The organism is Alienimonas chondri, from assembly GCF_013036045.1.
Classification (GTDB): Bacteria; Planctomycetota; Planctomycetia; order Planctomycetales; family Planctomycetaceae; genus Alienimonas; species Alienimonas chondri.
Genome location: NZ_WTPX01000115.1, coordinates 1 through 15,791, shown reverse-complemented (window position 1 = coordinate 15,791; position 15,791 = coordinate 1). Strand labels below are relative to the sequence as shown.

The 15,791-nt window shown below is 69.0% G+C and carries 15 protein-coding genes; 13 read left to right on the top strand and 2 right to left on the bottom strand.

What is annotated here, in order from left to right:
• The 13 genes from LzC2_RS15550 to LzC2_RS22885 all read left to right on the top strand — a co-directional run.
• Positions 1–718, top strand: a 718-nt coding sequence (locus LzC2_RS15550; RefSeq protein ID WP_171188652.1) for a flagellar basal body L-ring protein FlgH, incomplete at its 5' end; no start/stop codon positions are given.
• Positions 719–816: 98 nt separating this feature from the next.
• A complete protein-coding gene (locus LzC2_RS15545; RefSeq protein ID WP_171188650.1) occupies positions 817–1,890 on the top strand; it encodes a flagellar basal body P-ring protein FlgI in 1,074 nt (357 codons plus the stop codon).
• A gap of 82 nt (positions 1,891–1,972) precedes the next feature.
• The gene (locus LzC2_RS15540; RefSeq protein ID WP_171188648.1) at positions 1,973–2,275 is read left to right on the top strand and encodes a rod-binding protein; all 303 of its coding nucleotides are present in this window, start codon (positions 1,973–1,975) and stop codon (positions 2,273–2,275) included.
• Between the two features lie 272 nt (positions 2,276–2,547).
• A complete protein-coding gene (locus tag LzC2_RS15535; protein WP_171188646.1) occupies positions 2,548–3,069 on the top strand; it encodes a hypothetical protein in 522 nt (173 codons plus the stop codon).
• 111 nt (positions 3,070–3,180) lie between these two features.
• Positions 3,181–4,881, top strand: coding sequence for a flagellar hook-associated protein FlgK (locus LzC2_RS15530; RefSeq protein ID WP_171188644.1), 1,701 nt, complete (start codon positions 3,181–3,183; stop codon positions 4,879–4,881).
• A 56-nt stretch (positions 4,882–4,937) separates the two neighbouring features.
• Entirely contained in the window at positions 4,938–6,929 is a 1,992-nt protein-coding gene (locus tag LzC2_RS15525; RefSeq protein ID WP_171188643.1) for a flagellin N-terminal helical domain-containing protein, read from the top strand.
• A gap of 219 nt (positions 6,930–7,148) precedes the next feature.
• The gene (rplM, locus tag LzC2_RS15520; RefSeq protein WP_171188641.1) at positions 7,149–7,649 is read left to right on the top strand and encodes a 50S ribosomal protein L13; all 501 of its coding nucleotides are present in this window, start codon (positions 7,149–7,151) and stop codon (positions 7,647–7,649) included.
• 106 nt (positions 7,650–7,755) lie between these two features.
• Positions 7,756–8,664, top strand: a complete 909-nt coding sequence (gene rpsI / locus LzC2_RS22975; protein WP_349771136.1) for a 30S ribosomal protein S9 — start codon at positions 7,756–7,758, stop codon at positions 8,662–8,664.
• An 81-nt stretch (positions 8,665–8,745) separates the two neighbouring features.
• Positions 8,746–10,125, top strand: a complete 1,380-nt coding sequence (gene mgtE, locus LzC2_RS15510; RefSeq protein WP_171188639.1) for a magnesium transporter — start codon at positions 8,746–8,748, stop codon at positions 10,123–10,125.
• 71 nt (positions 10,126–10,196) lie between these two features.
• Entirely contained in the window at positions 10,197–10,697 is a 501-nt protein-coding gene (locus LzC2_RS15505) for an HD domain-containing protein (protein ID WP_171188636.1), read from the top strand.
• An 84-nt stretch (positions 10,698–10,781) separates the two neighbouring features.
• Entirely contained in the window at positions 10,782–11,252 is a 471-nt protein-coding gene (locus LzC2_RS15500; protein ID WP_171188634.1) for a VOC family protein, read from the top strand.
• Between the two features lie 39 nt (positions 11,253–11,291).
• Entirely contained in the window at positions 11,292–11,828 is a 537-nt protein-coding gene (locus LzC2_RS15495) for a hypothetical protein (RefSeq protein WP_171188632.1), read from the top strand.
• A gap of 199 nt (positions 11,829–12,027) precedes the next feature.
• The gene (locus LzC2_RS22885) at positions 12,028–12,819 is read left to right on the top strand and encodes a TrmH family RNA methyltransferase (RefSeq protein WP_171188630.1); all 792 of its coding nucleotides are present in this window, start codon (positions 12,028–12,030) and stop codon (positions 12,817–12,819) included.
• 115 nt (positions 12,820–12,934) lie between these two features.
• Here the strand turns inward: LzC2_RS22885 and LzC2_RS22615 are convergent, their stop codons facing one another.
• Positions 12,935–14,842 (bottom strand): MutS-related protein, encoded by a 1,908-nt coding sequence (locus tag LzC2_RS22615; RefSeq protein WP_206678743.1) that lies wholly within the window; start codon positions 14,840–14,842, stop codon positions 12,935–12,937.
• The gene (locus LzC2_RS15480; protein WP_171188626.1) at positions 14,839–15,732 is read right to left on the bottom strand and encodes a sugar phosphate isomerase/epimerase family protein; all 894 of its coding nucleotides are present in this window, start codon (positions 15,730–15,732) and stop codon (positions 14,839–14,841) included. Before LzC2_RS15480 ends, LzC2_RS22615 begins: the two co-directional genes overlap by 4 nt.
• Between the last annotated feature and the right edge of the window lie 59 nt (positions 15,733–15,791).

Genomic DNA, 15,791 nt, shown 5'->3' with positions numbered 1-15,791 from the left:
CGGCCAAGCCCCGGTCGGGCCGAGTCCGGCGCCCGCCGCCGCGAACGCCCCCGAGTTCCCCCCGGCGACCGCTCCGGCGGCCGCGGCAGCCGGCGATCCGTCTGTCTACGCCGCCGCGTCCGGCCCGGCGTTCGTCGGTCTGCGACCCGGCGGGCGACGGGCGCCGCTGTCGATGCAGGCGCTCTCGCTAACGCACATCACGCTGCCCGAAGCCCGCACGATTCAGGTACACGACATCATCACCGTCCTGGTGGACGAGAAGAGCGAAGTCAGCGTGCAGAGCCGATTTGATCGCCGGCGGAGTTCGTCGATCGAAGCCAGCATCGACGACTTCGTGCGTCTCGATCCGACCGGTCGGCTGATCCTCAGCGCCACCGGGGAGCCGAGCATCGACCTGAGCGCCGGCGTGCGGAAGCAGAACCAGGGCAGCGGGTTGGACACCGAAGCCGTCCGCTACCGCATCGCCGCGACGGTCGTCGACGTGCTGCCCAACGGCAACGTCGTGCTGGAGGCCCGCAAGGAGATCGTCAACAACCGCGACGTATGGGAATACACCCTCACCGGGATCATCGCCGCGGAGAAGGTGAATCGCGACATGACTGCGGTCAGCGAAGACATGGCTGACACGAAAATCAGCAAGCGATCGAAGGGCAAGATCTTCGACAGCACCCGCCGGGCGTGGGGCGAGCGGATCATCGACATGGTCTGGCCGTTCTGATGAGCATTCGCACCGACCGATACCAACCCGTCGCGCAAGCGTCGGCCGTGCCTTGCCCGGCGACCCCCGGCACGGTTCTTCGGCTGCGCCGACGGCCGATGCTTGCGCATCGGGCTGGTATTCTCCTGCTGCTCCTCCTCGCCGCCCCGGCGGGCGCCGGGGTGCGGTTGGAGCATGTCTGCACGCTTGAAGGTCAGAAGGAGATCCGGCTCACCGGGCTGGGGCTGGTCGTCGGTCTGGACGGCACGGGCGACGGCGGGAAGAACTTGCCGGCGATGCGAGCGCTCTCCGCCGCCCTGCGATTGCACGACGCCCCGGTCCTCGATCCGATCGAACTGAAAGACGCCTCGAACGTCGCCGTCGTGCTGATCGAGGCGACCGTTCCCGCGACCGGCGCCCGCCGCGGGCAGCGGCTCAACTGCTTCGTCTCCAGCCCGATGGGCGCGTCGAGCCTGGCCGGCGGTCGTCTGCTGGCCGCCCCGCTGCGGCTGGCCGAGGCCGGCGCCGAGATCGCCGTCGGCGTCGCCGCGGGACCGATCGTCATTCAAGATCCGCTCGCCCCGGTCGCCGGGGCGCTGCCGAACGGGCTGATCCTCGAAGAGGACTTCAACGTCTCGTTCGTGGGCAGGGATAGCGGCGGACCGTTCGTCACGCTGCAATTGGACGCCTCCCACGCCGGCTTCGGGGCGGCCACGGAGGTCGCCCAGGCGGTCAACCGCGAGTTCGACTTCGGCGCCGGCTTCCACGTCGCCAAAGCGGCCGGACCGTCGGCGATTCAGGTGCGAATCCCCCCGGCCTACCACCTGGATCCGGTGCGGTTCGCCGCGCTGCTGCTGGCCGTACCGCTGGACCGCCCGGAGAGCCGCCCGCGGGTGGTCGTCAACGCCCGCACCGGCACGATCGTGGTGACGGGCGAGGTCGAACTCAGCCCCGTCGCGATCTCCCACAAGACGCTGACCGTCGACGTCGGCGCACCCCCCGCGGCCGCCGGCGGTCGTCCCGCCAACGGGTTCAGCCCCCTCGGCGAGCCGGAACCGACCCCGCGGCCGCAGTTGGAATCGCTGCTGAAGGCTCTCAACCAACTCCGCGTGCCGACCTCGGACGTCATCCACATCCTCCGCGAGTTGCACGCCAGCGGGAAGCTGCACGCGGAGTTCGTGGAGAACGGATAAGCGGGGGGGAAGGTACGGAGCTGAAGGTGACGCGAGAGCCCCCAAAGACAGTCGTCGAACCCACGGATTCACGGAGCGAATCATGCAAGCCGCCTCCCTTCCGCCATCCACGTTCCAGCTTCAATCCCCGACGGCGAAGCCGCCGGAGGATCTGTCGACGCGCGAGGCCTTCGACGGGTTCGTCGCGGGCACGCTGTTTCGGGAGATGCTCAAGTCGCTGCGGACTTCCACCGGCGATACGCCGTACTTCGGCAACGGGCAGGCGGACAAAATCTTCCGCGAGCGTCTCGACGGCCAAATCGCCGACGACATGGCGGCGACCAGCGGGAAGACCATCACCCAGGATCTCTACGAAGTGTTCGGGAACCAGACCGGGACGAAATAGCGTCTGTTCATGCTCCCCTCGCCCCCTTTTGGGGGAGAGGGGCCGGGGGTGAGGGGGCTGAAACCGCCCGATCGCCTGTTCGCTCGCCGCCGTTCCCAAGTCAGAAAGCCGGAGGCTCGCTCCGCGGAACGTCGTGGGCGAAGGCTCGTCGCCCTCACCCCCGACCCCTCTCCCCGAGGGAGAGGGGAGAATTGGGGTCCGATCGTGACGGTCGTGCGGGCAGGCGCCGGTCGGTGCGGTCCCGCCGGCCGGGCCGGTCGAAACGACGGGGGATGACGCCTCACGCCCCCTTCGCCGCCCCGCCCGCCGATTCGTCGGTTCGCCCCGATCCGCTGTCCGCGGTGGGCGAGGGGCGGGTGTCCGCCTTCCTGTCGAAGCTTGACGCCGGGCGACGGGAATTGGAACACGCCGGAACCGCGCTGGCGAACGCCGGGCGGGCCGCGGACGCCGCCGCGATGGACGCCGCCGCCCAGCGGTACGAAGCCGCGACCGAGGCGCTGCGATCGCTGGCCGCCGATCGGGCGTCGCTGCTCGCACGGACGGGGACGACGTCGATCGCGGAATTGGTCGCCGGCCACGCGGGGCTTGTCTCTCGCGTCGGGAGTCTGCGGGAGTCCGCGAAAGAGACACGGACTCGGCTGTGGCCCCGCTGGGTCTCCGCGAGACGCTCCGCCGCCGCGTGCGGGGAGGTGTTGGAACTAATCGCCCGCGGCGGGGCGCGTTCCGTGACGTACGCCGCCACCGGCGGCGGAGACGCCGCCACCGGCGGGGCGCTGTTGAACCTGTCCGGGTGAGGCCGTTTCGGGTCCGTACATTCCAGAGACATTCCAGAGAACGCGGAGGGCTGACGCCCACCGCTCGCCAACTTTCCTCGTCCGCCGCGTCCCGAACCTGAAGCCGATCGCATGAGTCTCAACGCGACGCTCGCCAACAGCGCCAGCGCGCTCGGCGTGTTCACGACGGGGTTGGCGGTCTCCGGGAACAACCTGGCGAACGCGGCGACGCCGGGGTTCGCTCGGGAAGAGCTGCAGCTGACCTCCGGCATCACGCAGACGGGCGTGCGGCAGTCGGTCAACAAGCACCTCGAAAGCCGTTTGCACGCCGCGGCCACCGGGGCGGCGGGCGGCGGGGCGACGGCGGAGTTGTTCGCCGGACTCGAACGCGTGTTGAACGAGTTGACCGACGGCGACCTGTCGACCTCGCTGTCGGATTTCTCCGCCGCCGTCGGGGCCGTCGTCGCGGAGCCGACCTCCTCCCCGCTGCGCCAGGCGTTGCTGGACGAGGGCGCCGCGCTCGCCGCCGACTTCCGCAGCCTGAACTCGCGGGCCACGGATCTCAACGGCGACCTCTATACCCGGGCGAACGAACTCGTCGGCGAGGCGAACGAGCTGATCGAAGAGGTGCGCGGCCTGAACGAGCGCATCATGACGCTCGAGAAGGGCCGTCAATCCAACAGCGACGCCGGCCAGCTGCGCGACCAGCGCTACGCGGCGATGCAACGGCTCTCGGAGATCGTTCCGCTGGAATACCGCGAAACGAAGTTCGGCACCGTCGAGTTGCGCAGCGGCGACGACTGGCTGCTGCTGGGCGAATCGACCCAGCAGCTCGAACTGGTCTCGCCGGACGTCGATCCTCAGAACCCGCCGCACCGCCTGCCGTTTCCGCGGGTGCGGACGAGCCGGACAAACTCCTCATTGGAGGGCGGCGGCGAACTGGGCGCGGTGCTGAAGGGCGGGGACGAGGTGGTCGGCGGGTTCCTCGACGATCTGGACGCCCTCGCCGCCGGGCTGATCGAAGCGGTCAACCGCGTGCACGCCGGCGGTCGCGGTTCCGAGGGGCATACGGACGTCACCGCCGCCCGCACGGTGTTCGACCCGGCCGCGTCGCTGGCGGCGTCCGTCGGCGATCACGAACTGCCGTTCCCCCCGGAGCACGGCGGCTTCACCCTGACCGTGGTCAATACGGCGACCGGGGCGGAGGTCGACACCCGCATCGAGATCGACCTCGACGGCCTCGGGGCGAACGACACGACGCTGAACGACCTCGTCGCCTCGCTGGACGCGGTGGACGGCCTCTCCGCGGGTCTCGACTCGCAAGGCGTATTGCGGATGACCTCGGCCTCCGGTCGGGAGTTTCATTTCGCCGACGACACCTCCGGCGTGCTGGCCGGGCTGGGGCTGAATCACTTCTTCGATGGTCGGAGCAGCGGCGACATCGGGCTGTCGGCGGAGCTGAAGGCGAACCCGAACCTGTTGGCCGTGGGGCGGGGCGGGGGGCCGGCGGACAACTCGAATGCATTGGCGATCGCGGACGTGCTCGCCGGGCCGTTGGAACACGCCCGCGACGCGGACTTGAAAGGCAAAACGCTGGACAATCGCTTCGCGGAGATCGTCGGGGCCGTGGGCCGCGGGGCCGCCGCGGAGCGGGCGCTCGCCGAAGCCGCCACCTCGCATCGCGACGCGCTGGCCAGCCAGCGGGAGCAGTTCAGCGGCGTCAGCCTCGACGAAGAGGCGGTCCGCATCATGGAACTGCAACGGCAGTACCAAGCCAGCGCCCGGGTCATCAGCGTTACCGACACCCTTTTCGACACCCTGCTGAACCTGTGACGCCCGCGTCGGCGAAGCGTCGCCGTCCCCGGTCGATCTGAAAGGAGAAGAACGCCATGGCCGTCAGCCCGATTCTGCCCGGCCGCGTGCCGGAGACCTACCAGTTCCAACGACTGGGCGCCTCGCTGAACAAGCTGAACGCGGAGTCGATCCGCTATCAGGACATGGCCGCGACCGGCGTGAAGATCGCCGTGGGCAGCGACGATCCCAGCGGCGCGATCAAGGCCGGTTTGATGCAGCGCGGCATCGAACGGAACGAGGCGTTGCAGGAGCAACTCGCCGTCGCGGACAGCCACGCCGCCGCGACCGACACCGGGCTGGCGGCGTTCGGCGACGCCGTCAGCACGGCCCGCGGTCTGCTGCAAACCGGCATCGGTTCGCAGGCCGGATCGGCGGAGAAGCAGGCGTTGGCGGAGGAGGTCGCCGCCCTGCGGCAAAGCATCATTCTCGAAGGGAACCGCACCTTCCGCGGTCGCTCACTGTTCGCCGGCAGCGCCCCGACGGAGACGCCGTTCGTGGACCTCGGCGCCGGGCGGACGCTGTACACCGGCGACCTGGGTTCGATCCCCGGGCTGATCGGCGACCACGCTCCGATCGACACCGCGGTCAACGGGCATGCCGCGTTGAACGTTCTCACCCCCGAGGAGAGCCGCCCCCTGGCGCCGGCCCTCACGCTGGGCACCCCGCTGGCGGACCTGCACGGCGGGGCGGGCGTCGTGCCGGGCGAGTTGACGGTCAATCTCGACGACGGCCTCGGCAACGTCGCCTCGCAAACGGTCGATCTCGCCGGCGCCCGCACGGTGGGCGATTTGAAGACGCGGTTGGAGGCGGCGTTCGGCGCCGGTCCGCCGGGGTTATCCGTCGGCGTGTCGCCGACGACCGGGGGAATCGAGTTCTCCGTCCTCCCCGGCGGCGATCCAGCGGCGTCGGTCACCGTCGCCGATGTGGAAGGCGGACGCACCGGGCGGGATCTGCGGCTCGTGCCGAACCCCGCGCCCGTCGTCCCCGGCGTGTTCAGCGGCGGCGCCCTCGCCCCGCGGGTCACGAAGTTCACCCCGCTGTCGGCCCTCAACGGCGGGGCGGGGGCGGACCTCGCCGGACTGCGGATCGTGCAGGGGGAAGAGGTGGCGAACGTCGACCTGACCGGCGCCACGACCGTCGGCGAGGCCCTCGAAGCGATCCGCCTGCAAACCAAAGCCGCCGACGTGCACGTCTACGCGGAGATCTCGCAGGACGCGACCGGCTTCGACATCCGCGGTCGCGTCAGCGGCGTCGACTTCTCCATCGGGGAGAACGGCGGCACGACCGCGGCGAACCTCGGCGTCTCCACCCTTCCGGAGTCCACCCGGCTGGACGAACTGAACGGCGGCGAAGGCATCCCGACCGGCCCCACGCCGTTCGGCCCCGGCCCGCTGGTCATCACCCGCCGCGACGGCACGGACGTGAACGTCGATCTCTCCGCGGCGGAGACGATCGCCGACGCGCTGGCCGCGATCAACGCGGTCGATCCCGGCGTGTTGGAAGCGCGAATGAGTGACGTGGGCAACGGCATCACGCTGGCTGACGCTCAGGTTCCGGTCCTGCCCGCGGTCGCGGGGCCGCTGTCGGTCGCGGAGTCGGAATTGTCGGTCGGACTGGGCCTCGCGGGTCCCGACGCGCCCGGGCCGGCGGCGCCCGGGGACGAGATTGCCGGGACGATCGACTATCCCCGCCGCACCGGCGGCCTGCCGGATCTGCTGGCTCGCTTGGAGGCCGGCCTTCGGGCTGAAGACGACCGCGCGCTGACCCCGCTCGGCGACGAACTGGACTCAGAACTGGAACGGATGACGACCGTGCGGGCCGCCGCCGGCAACCGTCATCGCCGGATTTCAGAGCAGACGACCCGGTTGGTCGATGAGGAATTGCAACTGCGGGCGGACCTGTCTTTGGTGCTGGACGCGGATCTCGCGGAGGTGTTCACTCGCATCACCGCCTTGCAGACGGCGTACGAAGCGACGCTGCGGCTGACCTCCCAGGCGAACGAGCTGTCGCTGGTGAACTTCCTCTGATCGGCACGCTCGCGGAGGGCGGATCGCGAGTGTAAGAACAGTTGCACGCGCCAGCGTTGAACCGCGGGCGATCGCCGTCTATCTTGCCCGACCCTCCGTCGTCGGCGCCCCGCCGGCGATATGGGGGCGGGCTGTCCCGTGCGGGGCAGTTTGCGACTCTCGTTCTCTGCACCGCCCCGGGCGGCGCCAGTAGTCAAGCAACCTAGGTAGGTGGCGGCGATGCCCATTCTCCAGAAATGCACCCAGCTTCCCAAGGAAGCTGCGGACCCGCAGTGGATGACCGTCGACGCCGACGGGCAGATCGTCGGTCGCCTCGCCACCGGCATCGCGACCGTGCTGATGGGCAAGCACAAGCCGAACTACACCCCCCACGTGGATAACGGCGACTACGTCGTCGTGACGAACGTGGAGCGTGTCGCCTTCGGCGGCAAGAAGATGGAGCACGAATCCATCCCGCACTTCTCCAAGAAGTGGCTCCAGAAGGAGTACGACCGCTACAGCGGCTATCCCGGCGGCCGCACCGTGGAGACCGCCGAGCGCATCCACGCCCGCAAGCCGGAGATGATCCTGCACGAGGCCGTTCGCCGGATGCTGCCCAAGAACAAGCTGGGCGTGCATATGCTCAAGAAGCTCAAGCTGGTCGTCGGCCCGGATCACGGCCATCAGGCTCAGCAGCCCAAAGAGTTCCCCGAATATCTGATGCCGAACCGCTCCCGGTAGTTTTCACCCGCTGATTTCGGCTCCCTGATTCGCTCCCGCGGCGTTCGTCCGCCGGCCCACCCGCTCCTCTCCCGCTGATCTCGCCCGCCGTGCGGGCCTCTCGCCCATGCCGACCGACGCCGACAAGCCCGATCCCGACGCCCCGTCCCAGACGCCGGCGGCTTCCCCCGCGCCCATGGACGGCGTGCCGGCCGGGCCGAGCAGCGAGACGACCCCCGAGGACGTTCCCGGCACCGACGAGAATAACCCGGTCAACGAGACGATCACCGCCTCGGACTCCGACGGCACGGAGAGCGGTCAGACCGCTCCGCTGGTCGAGTCCGCCACGGTCGACTCGGAAGCCACCGCCGGCGCCTCCGACATCCAGATCGATGCGGGCGGCGACGCCCCCGAGGGCGAACTGGTGCCGGCCGGCACCGGCGACCTCGCCGCGGCCGACGCGGCCGCCGTGGGCGAGGACGCCCGGACCACCGGCGCCGAGGTCGGCGCCGCGTCTCTCGACGAGATGGGTTCCGAAGCCACCGGCGAGAACTACGCCGAGGACATGGGCCTGACCCTCGGCGGCGGTCGCGCCCCCGAGGACATCGCCCCGCCGCCGGAAAGCATGATCCGCGGGTCCATCGACCGCTTCGGCACCGCGATGGGCACCGGCCGCCGCAAGACCAGCGTCGCTCGCGTTCGCATCACCGACGGCACCGGCCAGTTCAGCGTGAACGGCCGCGACCTGGACGACTACTTCTCCTTCGAGCGGGACGTCACCCTCGCCCGCGCCCCGTTGGAGACCACGGAGATGGCCGGCCAGGTGGACGTGTGGGTTCGCGTCGAAGGCGGCGGCAGCACCGGCCAGACCGGCGCCATCGTGTTGGGCATCGCCCGTGCCCTGCAGGCGAAGGATCCCAACCTCCACGGCCTGCTGCACCACGGCGGTTACCTGACCCGCGACGAGCGGGCCGTCGAACGCAAGAAGTACGGTCGCGCCAAGGCCCGCAAGAGCTTCCAGTTCTCCAAGCGGTGAGTCGCGGACTTCGTTTTCTGTTCCTCCGGTAACGCCGAGGCCCGGTCGGGTCTCGGCGTTGTTCTTTAGCAGCCCGCCCCGATGCCCGCCGCCGTCATCAACACGCTGCTGGGGCCGGACCTGCGCCTGATGATCGAAGAGGGCGACGCCGAGGGGCTGCGGGCCTTCTGCGAGGAACTGCACCCCGCCGCCCTGGCCGAAGTGCTGGCGGACCTGGAAGACGACACCGTCTGGAGCGTGCTCTCGCACTGCTCGCTGCCGCGGCAGGTCGAGATTTTTGAGTTTCTCAGCCTGCACCGGCAGGTCGAGCTGGTCGACGCGATCGGCAAGGAGCGGCTCAGTAAAATCGTCGGGGAGATGAGCAGCGACGACCGCGTCGACCTGCTCTCCCGGCTCGATCCCGTCCGCGTCGAGAACCTGCTGCCGTTGATGGCGAAGGCCGACCGGGCCGACGTCCGCCGGTTGCTGGCGTACCCGGAGGAGTCCGCCGGGTCGATCATGACCACGGAGTACGCCAGCCTCTCCGAGGACTCCACCGTCGCCGAGGCGCTGCAGTCGCTCCGCAAGCAGGCGCCGGACGCGGAAACGCTGTATTACGTCTACGTCCTCGGCCCGGATCGACGGCTGGACGGATTCGTCTCCCTGCGGGATCTGGTGACGGCCCGGCCGGAACGGCAGGTCGGCGAGTTGATGCGTCGCGACGTGGTCAGCGCCCGCGTGGACGACGACCAGGAGAAGGTCGCCGGGCAGGTGATGCGCTATGACCTGCTGGCCTTGCCGGTGGTGGACGAGGCGAACCGGCTGGTCGGCATCGTGACCCACGACGACGCGATGGACGTCGTCCAGCGGGAAGCGGAGGAGGACGTGCTGATGATGGGCGGCGTCGAGCCGCTGGCCGACAGCTACTCCGAAACCGGCGTGCTGGAACTGGCTTGGAAGCGGGGCAAGTGGCTGATGTTCCTGTCGCTGGTCGCGCTGGCGACCGCGCAGGTGTTGCAGCGTTTCGAGGGCGTCAGCGAGGAATATACCTGGCTGGTGCTGTTCCTCCCGCTGGTGCTGGCCAGCGGCGGCAACGCCGGCAGCCAGTCCGCGGCGTTAATTATTCGCGCGATCGCGTTGAACGAGCAGGGCGCCGGCCCGTGGAAGCTCGCCGGCCGCGAGTTATTAGTCGGCGGCACGCTGGGGGCGTTATTGGCGCTGATCGGCTATCTCAGCGGCTATTTCTGGTTCTCGCTGGGCGCCGCGGAGAGCGTCATGGTCGCCGGCACGGTGTTCGTGGTGGTCATCATGGGCACCGTCTGCGGCTCGCTGCTCCCGCTGGCCAGCAAAAAGCTCGGCGCCGACCCCGCCCTGATGAGCACCCCCCTCATCACCGCGGTGATGGACGTGACGGGGGTCGTCTTATATTACGGCGTCGGCATCTGGTTGCTGACGACGCTGGCGGGCACGGCGGCGCCGTAGAGCGTTAAAGAGCTTCACGAGCATTCGCGACTTCACAGTCGATACTTCGGTCCCCCCTCCGGCCCGGTGTTATGAGTTTCGCCCACCCCAGCGTGAACGAGGAACTCATCAGCGATGTGCTGACCCACATGTTGCATGAAGGCTCCGGCATCCACGGCCTGTGGCACTGGCGTCGGGTGGAGCGGAACGGACTTTTCCTGGCGGCCAGGGAGGGCGGAGATGCGAAGGTCGTCGCGTTGTTCGCCCTGTTCCACGACTCCCAGCGGCTGAACGATTCGTCCGACCCAGAGCATGGCGAACGCGGCGGGCGCTTGGCCGCGGAGTTCCACGCAACGGGCCGCTTGCCGATTACGCTCGAGCAACTCGACACTCTAATTGAAGCCTGTCACCGTCACACCGACGTCCGGCATTCCCCAGCCCCGACGATTCAATGCTGCTGGGACGCGGACCGACTGGATCTCACGCGGATCGGCGTTCGGCCTGATCCCGCGTACCTCAATACGCCCACAGCCAAAGGGATCGCGGAATCCGGCGATTATTCAGAGGTTGAAGCGTTCCTCACACATAGGTGACCGCGGCGCCGGCAGACATGGACTCGGCGATTCACTACCCGAAGCTCACTGACCAACCGTCGTTCCCCCCTTCCGGAAAATCCTATGCAACGCATCGTTCCCTGCCTCTGGTACGACGGTGCCGCTGAAGTGGCGGCGGAGTTTTACGTTTCTCTATTGCCGGACTCGCGGATCGAGCGGGTGATGAAGTCGCCCTCCGACACGCCCGGCGGACCGGCCGGGTCGGCGCTCACGGTCGAATTCACGCTGGACGGCCGGCGTTATCTGGGCCTGAACGGCGGTCCCGGCGTGAACTTCAACCACGCCGTCTCCTTTCAAATCCTGTGCGACACGCAGGCCGAGGTCGATCGCCTCTGGACCGCGTTGGCCGACGGCGGGACCGAGGTCCAATGCGGCTGGATTCAGGACCGCTGGGGGCTGTCGTGGCAGATCGTCCCCACCCGCTTGATGGAACTCTTGAACGATCCCGATCGAGACCGCGCCCGTCGGGCGCAAGAGGCGATGCACGGGATGGTCAAAATCGACATCGCCGCGATCGAAGCCGCCGCCGCGTAACGCCGACGAGCGGTCGCCCGTTCAGAGGATCGCCGTTCCATGCGTTTCCCGCTGCCGAAGACACGCCGCCAGTGGATCGCCGTCGCCGTGCTCGCGCCGGTACTGACGGTTCTGTTCCTCGTCAGCGGCTTCTTCTGGTGGTCGCCGCTGAACTGCTGGCATGACGAAGTCGATCTCAACAGCGGCCGCATCCGCCGCACTCGGTATCTGCTGTACTGCCAGATCGGGGAACAAATCGAAGAGAACTGGGTTTCCCGCGCCCGAGACGGCGCCGACGGCCCGCCCGACTGGCGTCGCGTGAACACCTTCTCCCCGGGCGTGCGTCACTCCCCGCATTACCAATTTCACGGTGCGATTCATCAGATCAAAATGCTCGAGTTGGCTGACGATGTCGTTCCGTTCGAGTCCGCCGCGCGTCGCAAGGCGGCCGATCGTCTGCTCCTGTTGTGGCGTACCGAGCAGTCTGACTTCGGCGCCGACGAATTCGTCCACGCCGTCGCCTCGACAGCCCTCGACCGCCATGAAAACGGCGCCACGACCGTCGGCCCGTCCGACATCCCGATCGAGACTGACTAACGGGCTTCCGCATCCTCACTGGTTGACAGGGCGGCGACCGCGGTCCAATCTCGTCCGCATCTGAGGGCCCTCCGGCTCCGCATGTCTCGATCCGACGCGCTCCCGCGTCGCGACGCTCTCTTGAAGTCGACTGTCGTTTGCCCGTGCCGGCGTTCCGGTACTTACACCCCGTCCGACGCCCTGGGCTGTCGGGAAGGCGGTGCCTGAAGACCTTCTCAAAAACTACCTCACGCTCCGCCGCGCTCGTCATGAGCGAGACCGACGGGGGCTGTTCGTGATCGAGGGCGTCGGTCACTTCGTGGCCGCGGTCGACGCCGGCGCCACGCTGCGAACGATCCTACACTGCCCGCGACTGCTCACCTCTCCGGTCGCTCAGAAGCTCGTGCGGCATCGGCGGAGAGCGGGGGATCGGACCGTCAAGCTGTCGCCGGAGGCGTTTCGATCGCTCTCCAGCGCCCCGCGAGCGTCCGGCGTGGCGGCGATCGTTGAGCAGGCCGTCGTTCCGGTGGAGGAAGTCGACCCGGCCGACGGCCTGTTCTGGTTGGTGCTGGAATCCATTCGGTCGCACGGCAATCTCGGCACCTTGCTGCGGACCTCCGCGGCCCTCGGGGGCGGCGGCGTCATGATCGTCGACGGTGCCGGCGGGGGGACGGTCGACCCGTTCGATCCGGCGGCGGTGCGGGCCTCGATGAACGCTTTGTTCCGGCAGCAGATCGTGCGAACCGACCTTCCTCGGCTTCGCAGGTGGGTCGAACGGCACGGCCTGCAACTTGTCGGAACCGACTCCCACGGCGCGATCCCCTTCGACCGACGCTCCTATCATCCGTCCACGCTGATCGCCTTGGGCGACGAGCGGACCGGCCTGAGCGAACGATTGGCGGCGGCCTGCGACGCGACCGTCCGTATTCCGATGCGACCGCGGAGCGACTCGCTGAACCTCGGCGTCGCGGGTTCGCTGGTGATGTACGCCGCCGCCGCCGGAATGGGCTGAATCCCGCTCGCGATCAATTCCGGGTCAGGTGTTGAAGACTCTCTCCGGATTGCAGCTTCGAACCGGAATCGGTGCACAGTCTGATCGGTTCACGGTCGCGCCGAGCCGACTGCCGTTATCCCTCCCGCGGGACGATGCCGACCAGTCGCATCAGTTCGAGGGCGTTGCTACGGGGGACCACGCCGGGGCGGAGGCGGTGGTCGAACGTCATCTGGCCGTCGGACAATTGATCGCGGAAGTGCACGTTCGAGGCGCGATCGCCGAGGTCGTCCGCGAACTCAGTGAGGGCCAGATCGTGCGTCGTCACCAAACCGAAGGCGCCGCGGTCCAGCAGGGTCCGCACGACCGCTTCGGCCCCGGTGCGACGGTCCGCAGAGTTCGTGCCCTGCAGGATCTCGTCGAGCAGGAACAGCACGGGCGGACCGTCCGTTTTCGCATCGTCCAGCACGCCGGCGAGGCGGCGGACGCTTTCGAAGAACAGACTTTTGCCGTCGGCCAGACTGTCCGTCACCCGCATGACCGAGCGAACCCGGGACGGCGTGAGGGAGAGCGAGGTCGCGCACACGACCGCCCCGGCGCCGGCGAGGGTCGCGTTCACCCCCACCGCCCGCAGCAACGTGCTCTTGCCGGACATGTTCGACCCGCTGACCAGCAGCAGCGCCGGAACGCCGGCGCCGGAGGCGGAAGCCACGTCCGGGGAGGAAGCGGCGCCGACGGACAGACTCACGTCGTTGCGGACGCACTCGGTTTGCGGGAGCAGCGGGTGCCCGAGTCCCGCGGCGAGGAACCGGGCGGGGCCGTCTTTGTAGGTCGGGAGGACGAACGCGGGATGTTCGAAGCACCAGCGGGCCAGCGACAGCAGCGCCTCGAACCGGCCGGCGGCCGCGGACCATTCGGCCAACCGGGGGCCGTGCGTCTCCGCCCAGCGGGCGATGCCGTGGGCGTGGAACAGCGGCAGGGCGAACGCGGCGGAGGCGAGGGCGACGAACTGGTTATTGCGGCTCGTCTCCAGTCGCCGGGCGAGCGACGCCAACCGGGCGACCGCCGCCGAGGGCGGTTCGAGGACGCCGTCGTGCGTCAGCGTCGAACGCAGCTCCGCGACCGCGGGGGCGTTCGTCTCGCAGCGTTCCAACAGTCCCAGCACGCCGGAGAGCAACGTCAGCCCGCCCCCGGTGCGTTCGGAGTAGTCCGCGGCGGCCGTGACGCGGTCGCGGAAGACGTACTGCAGCGCCCCCTGACCGCCGGCCGCGGCCAACAGCACGCCGACCGATCCGCCGGCGATCAGCCACCAGCCCAACCCGAATACCGCCGCCGCCCCCAACGCGACCGCCGCGATCCGCACGCCGAGCGGCACCCGCCGCGGGGGCACGGCGGCGACCGCATTCCCCGCCGGCGCCGGCGGATCGCCGGGCAGCAGCGCGAGGCGTTCGCGCAGAGCAATGTCGTCCGCCAGTCGATCCGCCGCGGCCTGCCGGGCGCCGACCTCGACCGGGTCCGCGGGAGCGAGCAACCAACCGCCCAACGTGGCGCGACCGCCCGCCGTGCGGGTGCAGGAGAGGCGACGGAACAGCCCGTGCTCGCCGAACAGATCGAGGTCCGCGGCGTGCGGGCGATCCGGGGGAAGCAGGTCGGCGCCGTAGTCGGCCTCGGGCACCAGCCCGCCGCCGATCCGCAGGCGGGCATGATCGTGGTGCGTGACGGCTCGCTCCGCGAAGGCACGCTTCGCGGAGACGCCGTCATGAACCAGACACAGAATTGCGAACGCGATCGCCGGCAGCAGCAGCCACCAGCCGGTCCACGACCCCATCGCCCAGCCGATCGCCAGGCCGAGCGCAACGAGGAACGTCAGCCCGCGGGCCGCGGCGAGGCGGTCGTCCCAGGTGGTCCACCGATCGACGGCGGTCTGCCGGTCCGCTTTCGCCGCGGCGTGCACGTCGGCCGGCGCCGACCCCGCGCGAGACGGGGCCGGTTCGGACGACGAAACGGGGGACACGGGAGCCGGGGCGGTCGCGGCGACGCTCACGCGGAGAGCTGCTCGCGAGCGGCTTCGAGGATCTCGCGGGTGCGGATGATGCCGTCCCGCTCGCTGAGCTTCCCGCCCTCGTACTCGACGCCGATGTGGCCGTGATAGCCGGCGTCGGTGACGATCTTGCACATTTCAATCAGGTCGAACTTCAACCCGCGGCCCTCGGTGACGGGGGAGGGGGCCGCTTCGGGGAAGTCGTAGCTCTTGGCGGACATGCCCTTGGCGTAGGGCGTGAGGATGCGAACGCCCTTGTACGGGTCGAAGGTCCGCTCGCCGTTGATGCGGAAGTTGCCGAAGTCCGGCAGGGTGCCGACGCGGGGGTGATCGCACAGTTCCATCACGCCCGCGAGCCAGCCGGCGTTGGAGCTGAGGCCGCCGTGGTTCTCCACGATGACGTTCAGGTCGTACGGGTCGGCCAGTTCGCAGAGCTGATGGAGGCCGTCGGCGGCCCGTTCCATCTGCTCCGTGAAGGTGCCGCTGCTGCCGGCGTTCACGCGGATCGAGTGACAGCCCAACGCCTTGGCGGCTTTGAGCCACTTTTCGTGGTTCTGAACCGACTTCTTGCGGGCCGCTTCGTCCGCGGCGCCGAGCTGCCCCTCGCCGTCGACCATGATCAGGACGCTGGTGACGCCCTCGTCCTTGCAGCGGGCGTTGAGCTTCTTGAGGTAGTCGTCGGAGGTGTCGCCGTTGAAGAAGCGATTGACATACTCGACCGCGTCGATGCCGACCGCTTTGGTCTGAGCCGGGAATTCGAGGTTGGTGAACTCGCCGGCGCCCAGCGCCTTGTGGAAGGACCACTGGGCGAGGGAGATCTCAAAGGGGCGGTCGGCCTTCTTCTCGCCCTTGAGGTGATGGTCGGCGAGCGCCGCGGACGAAGCGGCCCGCAAGAAGTCGGTTCAGAACCACGAAAAGTGGCTCAAAGCCGCCAAGGCGTTGGGCTGTCACT